General features: G+C 55.9%; 10 protein-coding genes. All 10 read right to left on the bottom strand.

The window, feature by feature from the left end; all coding sequences use genetic code 11:
- Window positions 1-2: 2 nt before the first annotated feature.
- The 10 genes from mraY to ilvI all read right to left on the bottom strand — a co-directional run bounded on the left by mraY (window position 3) and on the right by ilvI (window position 11,445).
- Window positions 3-1,085 (bottom strand): phospho-N-acetylmuramoyl-pentapeptide-transferase, encoded by a 1,083-nt coding sequence (gene mraY, locus E0L16_RS07945; RefSeq protein ID WP_003856353.1) that lies wholly within the window; start codon window positions 1,083-1,085, stop codon window positions 3-5.
- Window positions 1,079-2,437, bottom strand: coding sequence for a UDP-N-acetylmuramoyl-tripeptide--D-alanyl-D-alanine ligase (gene murF / locus E0L16_RS07940; protein ID WP_131636669.1), 1,359 nt, complete (start codon window positions 2,435-2,437; stop codon window positions 1,079-1,081). The genes mraY and murF overlap by 7 nt, the downstream gene beginning before the upstream one ends.
- Window positions 2,434-3,921, bottom strand: coding sequence for a UDP-N-acetylmuramoyl-L-alanyl-D-glutamate--2,6-diaminopimelate ligase (gene murE / locus E0L16_RS07935; protein WP_112791987.1), 1,488 nt, complete (start codon window positions 3,919-3,921; stop codon window positions 2,434-2,436). Before murE ends, murF begins: the two co-directional genes overlap by 4 nt.
- On the bottom strand, window positions 3,908-5,674 hold the full coding sequence (ftsI, locus tag E0L16_RS07930; RefSeq protein WP_063450661.1) for a peptidoglycan glycosyltransferase FtsI: 1,767 nt from the start codon (window positions 5,672-5,674) through the stop codon (window positions 3,908-3,910). The genes murE and ftsI overlap by 14 nt, the downstream gene beginning before the upstream one ends.
- A 15-nt stretch (window positions 5,675-5,689) precedes the next feature.
- Entirely contained in the window at window positions 5,690-6,055 is a 366-nt protein-coding gene (ftsL, locus tag E0L16_RS07925; protein WP_063450662.1) for a cell division protein FtsL, read from the bottom strand.
- Complete coding sequence (gene rsmH, locus E0L16_RS07920) at window positions 6,052-6,993, bottom strand: 16S rRNA (cytosine(1402)-N(4))-methyltransferase RsmH (protein WP_107534689.1); 942 nt, start codon at window positions 6,991-6,993, stop codon at window positions 6,052-6,054. Before rsmH ends, ftsL begins: the two co-directional genes overlap by 4 nt.
- A 2-nt stretch (window positions 6,994-6,995) precedes the next feature.
- Window positions 6,996-7,454 (bottom strand): division/cell wall cluster transcriptional repressor MraZ, encoded by a 459-nt coding sequence (mraZ, locus tag E0L16_RS07915; protein ID WP_014830641.1) that lies wholly within the window; start codon window positions 7,452-7,454, stop codon window positions 6,996-6,998.
- Between the two features lie 590 nt (window positions 7,455-8,044).
- Complete coding sequence (gene cra, locus E0L16_RS07910; RefSeq protein ID WP_003856369.1) at window positions 8,045-9,049, bottom strand: catabolite repressor/activator; 1,005 nt, start codon at window positions 9,047-9,049, stop codon at window positions 8,045-8,047.
- 175 nt (window positions 9,050-9,224) lie between these two features.
- Window positions 9,225-9,719 carry an acetolactate synthase small subunit gene (ilvN, locus tag E0L16_RS07905; protein WP_001252742.1) on the bottom strand — a complete coding sequence of 165 codons (495 nt, stop codon included), beginning with the start codon at window positions 9,717-9,719 and terminating at the stop codon, window positions 9,225-9,227.
- Between the two features lies 1 nt (window position 9,720).
- Window positions 9,721-11,445 (bottom strand): acetolactate synthase 3 large subunit, encoded by a 1,725-nt coding sequence (gene ilvI, locus E0L16_RS07900; protein WP_063867451.1) that lies wholly within the window; start codon window positions 11,443-11,445, stop codon window positions 9,721-9,723.
- Window positions 11,446-11,611 lie beyond the last annotated feature (166 nt).

Below are 11,611 nucleotides of genomic sequence, written 5' to 3'. Positions count from 1 at the left end.
GATTAACGTACCTTCAGCGTTGCCAGGCCAATCAGCACCAGCATCAGCGAAATAATCCAGAAGCGCACAATGACGCGCGGCTCCGGCCAGCCTTTCAGTTCATAGTGGTGGTGAATCGGTGCCATACGGAAGATGCGCTGACCGCGCAGCTTGAAGGAACCGACCTGCAAAATCACCGACAGGGTCTCAACCACAAACACACCGCCCATGATCACCAGCAGGAACTCCTGACGCAGCAGCACGGCGATAATGCCCAGCGCGCCGCCCAGCGCCAGCGAACCGACGTCGCCCATAAAGACCTGCGCCGGATAGGTGTTGAACCACAGGAAGCCGAGACCCGCCCCGACAATCGCCGTACAGACGATCACCAGCTCACCCGCGTGACGCAGGTACGGAATGTGCAGGTAGTTAGCAAAGTTCATGTTACCGGTCGCCCACGCTACCAGCGCGAAACCGCCGGCGACAAAAACGGTTGGCATGATGGCCAGGCCATCCAGACCATCGGTCAGGTTGACGGCGTTACCGGTGCCGACGATGACAAAATAGGCCAGCAGGATGTAGAACAGCCCCAGCTGCGGCATCACGTCTTTGAAGAACGGCACCACCAGCTCGGTGGCCGGGGTGTCTTTACCCGCCAGGTACAGCGCGAACGCCACGCCCAGCGCAATCACCGACATCCAGAAATACTTCCAGCGGGCGATCAGGCCTTTGGTGTCTTTGCGCACGACTTTGCGGTAGTCATCCACAAAGCCGATGATCCCATAGCCAACCAGAACCGTCAGCACGCACCAGACGTACGGGTTAGACGGATAAGCCCACAGCAGAACGGACACCACAATGGCGGTCAGGATCATGATCCCGCCCATGGTCGGCGTACCGCGCTTGCTGAAATGCGATTCCGGACCGTCGTTACGCACAACCTGGCCGAAAGAGAGTTTTTGCAGACGGGCAATCATGCGCGGGCCCATCCACAGCGAGATGAACAGCGCAGTCAGCAGGCTGACGATGGCGCGAAACGTCAGATAGGAAAAGACGTTAAAGCCTGAATAATATTTGACCAAATGTTCGGCCAGCCAAACTAACATGTCCCGTTCTCCTGTAATGCGTGCACAACCTCTTCCATGGCGGCACTACGTGAACCTTTAACTAAAACAGTCACAATTTGTTTTTCTGCAATCAGCGCCTTCAGGCGTTCAATCAGTGCAGATTTATCGGCAAAATGTTCGCCAACTTCACTGGCATCAGAAATAGCCTTGCTCAGCGTGCCGGCGCTCAGTACGCGGTCAAGTCCTGCCGCTTTCGCCGCTTCACCAACCTGAATATGGCAGGCTTCGCTTTCATCACCCAGCTCGGCCATATCGCCCACAACCATCACCCGATAGCCCGGCATTTCAGACAGTACCTGCACGGCCGCCGTCATGGAGCCGACGTTGGCGTTGTAGGAGTCATCCAGCAGCAGTTTGTTTTCAGCCAACTGAATCGGGAACAGACGTCCCGGCACGGCTTTTAAGTTTGCCAGACCTGCTTTGATCGCATCGTGTGAAGCACCTACCGCCATCGACAGCGCTGCCGCGGCAAGCGCGTTGGCGATGTTATGACGACCCGGCAGCGGGAGCAGCACGTCAATGTCGCCCGTTGGGGTAGAGAGGGTGAACTCAGTACCGTGTGACGTCACATGAATGTTGGTCGCCGAAAAATCGCTGTTTGCCGCGTTTGGCGAGAAGCGCCAGGTCTTGCGTGATCCGATGATGTTCTGCCAGTTCAGCCAGTCGTTGTTATCGGCGTTCATGATGGCGATGCCGTCATCCGGCAGGCCGGTATAGATTTCACCTTTCGCTTTCGCCACGCCTTGCAGCGAACCAAAACCTTCAAGGTGTGCCGCCGCCAGGTTATTCACCAGCGCCGCTTCCGGACGCGTCAGGCTCACGGTCCAGGCGATTTCGCCCTGATGGTTAGCCCCTAACTCAATCACCGCATATTCATGCTCTTTGCTCAGGCGCAGCAGCGTCATCGGCACGCCGATGTCGTTATTAAGGTTGCCCGCCGTGTAAAGCGTGTTGCCGCACTGGCTGAGGATGGCCGCCGTCATCTCCTTAACGGAGGTTTTCCCCGACGATCCCGTTAGCGCCACTACGCGGGTCGGCACCTGCTGGCGAACCCATGCCGCCAGCTCGCCAAACGCCAGGCGCGTATCTTTCACCACAATCTGCGGCAGATCGATATCGAGCTTGCGGCTGACCAGCAGCGCGCCGGCGCCGCTATCTTTGGCCTGCTGAGCAAAATCGTGGGCGTCAAAACGTTCGCCCTTCAGCGCCACAAACAGGCAGCCCGCAGTCACTTTACGGGTGTCGGTGGTCACGCCCTCGATGGTCAGATCCTGACCATGCAGTGCCCCCTGCAATACCGCAGCGGCCTGGATTAAGGTAATGCTAATCATGCCACCACTCCCAGCAGACGCGCTGCCGTCACGCGGTCCGAGTAATCCAGACGACGATTGCCGACTATCTGATAATCTTCATGACCCTTACCGGCCAGCAGCACCACATCATTCTCCTGCGCCTGCATAATGGCGTTAGTCACGGCCTCCGCACGGCCTTCGACCACGCGCGCGCGGCCCGCATCCAGCATGCCGGCTAGAATGTCGTTGATGATGGCACGCGGCTCTTCGGTACGCGGGTTGTCATCGGTCACCACCGGAATATCCGCGAACTGCTCGGCAATCGCGCCCATCAGCGGTCGTTTGCCCTTGTCGCGATCGCCGCCGCAGCCAAATACGCACCAGAGCTTGCCTGCGCAGTGCAGACGCGCCGCTTCCAGCGCTTTTTCCAGCGCATCCGGCGTGTGGGCGTAATCCACCACCACCGTCGGCTTGCCCGGCGCGCTGAACACTTCCATTCGGCCACAAACCGGTTGCAGACGCTCAGCCGTTTTCAGTAGATCCGCCATCGGATACCCCAGCGCCAGCAGCGTCGCCAGCGCCAGCAGCAGGTTGCTGACGTTGAAGGCCCCCATCAGGCGGCTTTCGATCTCACCGTCGCCCCAGGTGGAAGTAAAGCGGATCGTCGCCCCGCTATCGTGGTAGTTCACCTCGACCGCCTTCAGCCAGCGGCCACGGCAGTTCGGGTTAATATGATCTTCCATCGACACCGCTACCGCATCCGGCAGTTTTTCCAGCCAGCGGCGACCGACTTCGTCGTCGGCGTTAATGATCGCCTGTCCGTGGTGGTGAGTGGAATAGAGCAGCCATTTCGCCGCTTCGTAGTGTTCCATATCACCGTGATAATCAAGGTGATCGCGGCTCAGGTTGGTGAAGACGGAGGCGGCAAATTTCAGCGCCGCCACGCGATGTTGTACCAGGCCATGGGAAGAGACTTCCATCGCGGCAAAGGTCGCCCCCTGCTCTGCAAGGCCCGCCAGCACACGCTGCACGTCAACCGCCGAGCCGGTGGTGTTTTCCGTCGGGCTGACTTTGCCCAGAAGACCGTTCCCCACCGTGCCCATGACGGCGCCGGTTTCGCCCAGAAGCTGCGCCCACTGCGCCATCAGCTGGGTTGTGGTGGTTTTTCCGTTGGTTCCTGTCACGCCAACCAGCTTTAACTGGTCGGAAGGTTCGTGGTAAAAACGTCCTGCCAGCGCGGAGAGACGCTCATTCAGCTGGCTGAGATAGATGACCGGCACGCCGTGCATTTCACGGATCTCACCGTCTGTTGCCTCATCTTTGGCCTCTGCAATAACGGCAGCAACACCTTGCGCAATCGCCTGCGGGATATAACGACGCCCGTCCGCCTGATGACCTACCACTGCCACAAAAAGATCGCCAGCAGCCGCTACGCGGCTGTCCAGTACCATCTCTCGCAGTGCTCGCGCAGGTAGCATTGGCACCCACGGAGCAAGAAGGTCGCGCAAATTACGATCTGCCACCTGTTCCCTCGCCTTGATTAATTACAAATTCACTTTTTTCGCCCGTCGCCAGCGCATCCGGTTCAATATTCATGGTGCGCAACACGCCGCCCATAATAGCCCCGAATACAGGCGCGGAGACGGCGCCGCCGTAGTACTTACCCGCCTGCGGATCGTTAATGACAACCACCAGCGCAAAACGCGGATTGCTTGCAGGCGCTACGCCTGCGGTATAGGCAATGTATTTGTTGATATAGCGGCCGTCCGGCCCCACTTTTTTAGCCGTACCGGTTTTAATGGCGATACGGTAGCCCTTAATCGCGGCCTTCACGCCGCCACCGCCAGGCAGCGCAACGCTTTCCATCATATGCACAACAGTACGCACGATAGATTCAGGGAAAACACGCTCACCCGGAACCGGTGGATCAACTTTGGTGATCGACAGCGGGCGATAAATGCCATAGCTGCCAATCGTTGCGTAGACTCGCGCTAACTGTAACGGGGTTACCATTAGCCCGTAGCCGAAAGAGAAGGTGGCCCTCTCTATGTCAGACCACCGTTGTTTTTGAGGATATAAGCCACTGCGTTCTCCGACCAACCCCAAATTGGTCGCCTTTCCCAGCCCAAAACGTGAGTAAGTATCTACTAACGCTGAGGACGGCATCGCTAACGCCAGCTTTGACACACCGACGTTACTCGACTTCTGTAAGACCCCGGTCAGGGTCAGTTCGCTGTACCGCGCCACGTCTTTGATTTCGTGACCGTTAATTCGGTAAGGGATGGTATTCAGAACGGTATTTTCGTTGACGATGCCTCGCTGTAGAGCCGTCATCACCACCATCGGTTTTACGGTTGAGCCGGGTTCAAACACATCGGTGATTGAGCGGTTACGCATCGCATCTTTTGCTGTACCGGCAAAATTATTTGGGTTGTATGAGGGGCTACTGGCCATCGCCAGCACTTCACCTGTCGCCACATCCACCAGCACGGCACTGCCCGATTCCGCCTTGTTAAACGCCACGGCGTTGTTCAGCTCGCGGTAGACCAGCGCCTGCAAGCGCTCATCAATACTCAGAGCAAGGTTGTGCGCGGCCTGGCTGTCTGTCGAGGAAATGTCTTCAATGACGCGGCCATAGCGGTCTTTACGTACGATTCGCTCGCCGGGCTGGCCGGTCAGCCATTTATCGAAGCTTTTTTCAACGCCCTCGATCCCCTGGCTGTCGACGTTAGTGAAGCCAATGAGGTGAGCGGTTACTTCGCCGGAAGGATAGTAGCGGCGGGATTCTTCGCGAAGATGAATGCCCGGCAGCTTCAGCTTTTTAATATAGTCAGCCATATCAGGGTTTACCTGACGGGCCAGATAGATAAAGCGCCCTTTCGGGTTGGCGTTCACGCGGGAAGCCAGCTGGTCCAGCGGCATTTTTAACGCGTCTGCAAGCGCCTTCCAGCGGTTATCCAGCGAGATCCCGCCGGCGTCGTGCAGTTCCTTCGGATCGGCCCAGATCGCCTTCACCGGCACGCTTACCGCCAGCGGACGGCCGGAGCGGTCGGTGATCATCCCACGAGAGGTAGAGACTTCCTGCACGCGCAGAGAACGCATATCACCCTGACGTACCAGCATGTCGGGCGCGATGATTTGCAGCCACGCCACGCGGCCCAGCAGGAAACCCAGCGCCAGTAAAATGCAGCCGCAAAGCAACGCAAAACGCCAACTGACAAAGTTGGCCTGTTCTTCCTGACGTTTTGGTTTTAGCGTTTTTGCCGCTGCTTTCATGCGTCGCGTTTTCCCTTATTTTTGTACTACGATATTTTCCTGCGAAGGATCAACATGCTGCAATTGCAGCTTTTCCGTTGCGATCCGTTCAACCCGGCTGTGATCGCCGAGCGCATTTTCTTCAAGGATCAGGTTTCGCCATTCAATATCCAGCGCATCGCGTTCCAGCACCATCTGCTCGCGCTGCGCAGTCAATAAACGGGTATGGTGCGCGGTAGTGACCACCATGATTGCCGTCACAATGATGCAAATGAACAAGCAGAGTGGCAGCTTCCCAAACCGCAAAAGATCGTCGCCGATCACGCCAGGCAAGGCATGGCGCTCGTTGCTTCCTAACGATCCCTTAACTTTGCTTAGGGTCTCTGTCACTCTGCCGATCATGCGTTCGTCCTCTCTGCAATGCGCAGCACTGAACTACGGGCACGTGGATTCTCTGCCACCTCTTCTTCGCCCGGCATCAACTTGCCTAATGCTCGTAACTGACGGCCGCCCAGTTTCCTGAGTTGTTCTTCCGTCATCGGCAGCCCCGCTGGAACCTGTGGACCGCGGCTCTGTTCACGCATAAAGCGCTTCACGATGCGATCTTCCAGCGAATGGAAGCTGATGATGGATAACCGCCCACCCGGGGCCAGCACGTCGAGCGAGCTTTTTAGCGCCAGCTCTATTTCCTCCAGTTCACTGTTTACCCAGATGCGAACCGCCTGGAAGGTACGGGTCGCAGGATGTTTGTGCTTATCCTTCACCGGCGTTGCCGCCGCGATGACTTCTGCCAGCTCTTTAGTGCGAGTCATTGGCTCAATGCGGTTGCGCTCAACGATGGCGCGCGCGATACGTTTGCCAAAACGCTCTTCGCCGAAGGTTTTAATCACCCAGGCGATATCCGCTTCGTCGGCGGTTTGTAACCACTCAGCGGCAGACTGACCGCGGGTGGGATCCATGCGCATATCCAGCGGACCGTCGCGCATAAAGGAGAAGCCGCGTTCTGCATCATCAAGCTGTGGTGAAGAGACGCCAAGATCGAGGAGGATCCCGTCGATTTTGCCGGTCAGGTCGCGCTCGGCAACATAATCCGCAAGCGCAGAGAAAGGTCCATGCACGATGGAAAAGCGAGGGTCATCGATGGTTTGCGCAACGGCAATCGCCTGCGGATCGCGGTCAATTGCCAGCAGGCGTCCTTCCGCTCCAAGCTGAGAGAGGATCAAACGCGAGTGACCACCGCGACCAAAAGTGCCATCGATATAGATGCCGTCCGGACGAATATTCAGGCCGTTAACGGCCTCGTCCAGCAGCACCGTTGTATGTTTATAATTTTCCATCATATTTATAGTGACAAGTCCTGCAACCGTTCCGACAATGTTGCGGAATCAGATTGCTCAGCGTCGATATCTTCCTTGACCTGTTGATACCAGGTCGTTTCGTCCCACAGTTCAAACTTGTTGAACTGCCCGACCAGCATCACTTCTTTTGTCAGACCAGCATGTTGCCGCAACACCGGCGCAATCAATAATCGCCCGGCGCTATCCATCTGACATTCACTGGCATGACCCAATAACAGCCGCTGCACGCGGCGTTCCTGCGGGTTCATGCTCGACAGTCGCGACAGCTTTTGCTCAATGATTTCCCATTCAGGCAAAGGGTAAAGCAGCAGGCAGGGGGAGTTGATGTCAATGGTGCAAACCAGTTGACCCGAAGCGTTCTCAATCAGCTGGTCGCGGTATCGGGTTGGTACCGATAAACGCCCTTTGCTGTCGAGATTGACTAACGTTGCTCCACGGAACATGCCAGCCTCACCCCTCCTCACCACTTTAACCCACAAATTCCCACCTGAAGGAGTTTACGGAGCGAGGGAAAAGCTTGTCAAGCCAGGACTCTCTCTATACCGGAGCGAAAGCACCGTATTTACAGAGCAAGAGTGACCTGGCTAATAACTACACAACTGGCGAGGCAAAATTAACGTTATGAATATTTGTAAGAAAAAAACCGAATATGCACACGAGCGTTAAGACTCACTCAATATCATCGCAGGGAAATATAAAGTGTCAGTTTGCGACGCGGGCAGCATTTTAAGGCATATTGGCGGGTGATGACAGCCTCAGATGAGCGATAAAGCGATAAGGTGCCCTTCAGGTGCCGTAAGGACTTGAGACGTTTTAAAAAATGGCTGAATATTCATCGGCTGGCACCTGTTTGTAACAAAACAATACAAACAAAATCTTTTATAGAGCAATAAAAGGTCTTTTATAAGCCAAAAAAGATTCAGAAAAATAGCAGGCTATCTTTCATAAGGAATAATCTTAATTTTTATCCGGATTTTAATTTACGTAATAAATGTACAGCTAGGGGGCAGTTTTCTCTCCCCCCGCTGAGATATTAATGACGGCTCAAAATTCCGCGCCGATAGAGATTACGTTTGATGCGCGTCAGCCCGGGTTTCGGCTTACGGGGTTCATCCAGGCTTGCCAGAACGATCTCCAGCACCCGCTCGGCGACGTCGCGGTGGCGCTGGGCCACGGCCAGCACCGGACATTGCAGGAAGTCGAGCAGTTCGTTATCGCCGAAGGTCGCAATCGCCAGATCGGATGGCAGCTTGCCATCGCGACGTAATGTGACGTCCATGACCCCCTGCAACAGGGCAAACGAGGTGGTAAACAGGGCCTGCGGCATGGGGTGCGTTTCCAGCCATTTCTCGAACAGCTGAGCAGCCGCTTCGCGCTCATAGCTGTTGGCATACAGATAGTGAACGTCACGCGGATCGTCTTTCCATGCGGTACGGAACCCTTGTTCACGCAGGAAGCTCACGGAGAGTTCAGGCAACGCGCCAAGATACAGTACCGTTTCAGCCGGGAAGGTACGCAGCTCGGCAGCCAGCATTTCTGCATCGTCCTGATCGGCACCCACAACGCTGGTGAAATGCTCACGGTCAAGCGCACGATCCAGCGCCACAATAGGGAACGGATCGTTCGCCCAGCGCTGATAGAAAGGATGCTCTGGTGGTAAAGAGGTCGACACGATGATGGCGTCAACCTGACGTTGCAGCAGATGCTCAATGCAACGCATTTCGTTGTCGGGCTGATCCTCGGAGCAGGCAATCAGCAGCTGATAGCCACGCTGGCGAGCCTGACGTTCCAGATAGTTGGCGATGCGGGTGTAGCTGGTGTTTTCCAGGTCCGGGATCACCAGGCCAATCGAGCGGGTGCGCCCGGCACGTAAACCTGCGGCGACAGCATTCGGATGGTAATTATGCTCACGAACGACTGCCATCACTTTCTCAACGGTCTTATCGCTGACACGATACTGCTTTGCTTTACCGTTAATCACATAGCTGGCCGTGGTTCTCGACACGCCGGCGAGCCGGGCGATTTCATCCAGTTTCACAATTGCCTCTCAAAAAAGAAAAAAGTCCATGGCCCTGTCAAGGTTATGGTTAAATATTTTAACATCTAAACGCAGAATAGCCTTCACGGCAACCGCTTTTGTCTGCGTTGTCGGCGGATTACGCAAAAAAAAGCCCGGCTTTGGCTACCGGGCTGAAAGAGGCGAACCTTTTGCGCTACTCACGCATGATTTTATCGCCGCGCGAGAGGCCAACAACGCCAGAGCGCGCAACTTCAACTATTTTTGCCACATCCCTGACAGACGCCAGGAATGCGTCCAGCTTATCGCTCGTTCCGGCAAGCTGCACAGTATATATAGAAGGCGTGACGTCGATGATCTGCCCACGGAAGATATCCGTGTTGCGTTTGACCTCTTCACGGCCGTAACCGCTGGCCTGGATTTTCACCAGCATCACTTCGCGTTCAACGTAAGCCCCCTGCCCCAGCTCGCTGACGCGCAACACGTCCACCAGCTTATGCAGCTGCTTTTCGATCTGCTCAAGCACTTTCGCATCGCCGACGGTCTGGATCGTCATGCGGGAGAGCGTGGGATCGTCGGTCGGTGCAACGGTCAGGCTTTCAATGTTGTAGCCACGCTGCGCAAAAAGCCCAATGACGCGCGACAGTGCGCCCGACTCATTTTCCAGTAATACAGATAATATCCGGCGCATATCAGGTTCTCTCCGTTTTGCTTAACCACATTTCATCCATACCACCGCCGCGAATATGCATCGGATAAACGTGTTCTGAGCCGTCAACGATCACGTCCATGAAGACGAGGCGATTGTTTTTAACGTGCTCAAGCGCTTCGCCGAGCTTCGCTTCCAGCTCTGACGGATCGGTTACCCGCATGCCAATATGGCCATAGGCTTCAGCCAGACGGACAAAATCCGGAAGTGACCTCATATAAGACTGAGAGTGACGGCCGGAATAAATCATATCCTGCCACTGCTTCACCATCCCGAGGTAACCGTTATTCAGATTCAGCACCAGCACTGGCAGCTCATATTGCAGCGCGGTAGAAAGCTCCTGAATATTCATCTGAATACTGCCGTCACCCGTCACGCAGATGACCGTTTCGTTCGGCAGCGCCAGCTTTACCCCCAGCGCGGCGGGCAGGCCAAAGCCCATCGTGCCCAGCCCGCCTGAGTTGATCCAGCGACGCGGTTTATCAAACGGGTAATACAGCGCAGCGAACATCTGATGCTGGCCCACGTCAGACGTTACATACGCATCGCCGTTCGTCAGACGCCAGATCGTTTCGATCACCGCCTGCGGCTTGATGCTCTCACTTTGCGTGTCGTATTTAAGGCACTGACGGCTCCGCCATAGCTCGATTTGCTGCCACCAGTCGCGGATCTCGTCCAGCGGTTGAGACGCGGATTCCTGCGCCAGCAGATCTAACATCTGCTCCAGCACCTGACGGGCGTCACCCACGATCGGTACATCCGCCGGCACCGTTTTAGAGATAGAGGTAGGATCGATATCAATATGCAGCACCGTCGCATTCGGACAGTATTTCGCCAGGTTATTGGTGGTGCGATCGTCAAAACGCACGCCGACGGCAAAAATCACGTCAGCGTTGTGCATTGTCATATTGGCTTCATAGGTACCATGCATACCCAGCATGCCCAGCGCCTGACGGTGGGTAGCCGGGAATGCCCCCAGCCCCATCAGCGATGACGCGACAGGAAGATTAAGCTTCTCGATCAGTTCGCGTAGCTGCGTTTCACAGGCCGCATTGACGGCGCCGCCGCCCACATAGACTACCGGCTTTTTCGCAGCCAGCAGCGTTTGCAGCGCACGCTTAATCTGTCCTTTGTGCCCTTGCGTCGTTGGATTATACGAACGCATGCTCACCGACTCAGGCCACAGGTAAGGCAGTTTGTTCGCCGGGTTGAGAATATCTTTTGGCAGATCGACAACTACGGGCCCGGGACGACCGCTGGCGGCCAGCCAGAAGGCTTTTTTCAGTACGCCCGGGATGTCTTCAGTTTGCTTAACCAGAAAGCTGTGCTTCACCACGGGGCGTGAGATCCCCACCATGTCGCACTCCTGAAACGCATCATAGCCAATCAGTGACGTCGCCACCTGTCCGGAAAGAATGACCAGCGGAATGGAATCCATATACGCCGTCGCGATGCCGGTAATGGCATTGGTCGCCCCCGGCCCGGAAGTGACCAGCACAACACCCACTTCGCCCGTGGCGCGGGCCAGACCGTCAGCCATATGCACAGCGGCCTGCTCATGACGAACCAGAACATGATCGATACCGCCTACCGTGTGCAGCGCGTCATAGATATCGAGAACTGCGCCTCCAGGATAGCCGAACACCTGCTTCACGCCCTGATCGATAAGCGATCGGACGACCATTTCCGCGCCAGACAACATCTCCATGCTTTGCCTCCAGGCTTTTGTTATAGACGGTCTACAGAATTCATTTCCGTGCCGTCTTCTGACAGGGTTAACCCATCTTATAATTTGCAGAGTGATTGCTACCTTAACCGCTCGTTATGAGGCAGGCAATTAGCAAACCGGTGGCGGTAACGGATAAGAAAAGCAG

Source organism: Enterobacter quasihormaechei (genome assembly GCF_004331385.1).
GTDB classification, from domain to species: Bacteria; Pseudomonadota; Gammaproteobacteria; order Enterobacterales; family Enterobacteriaceae; genus Enterobacter; species Enterobacter quasihormaechei.
This window is presented reverse-complemented; position numbering and strand designations above follow the sequence as displayed.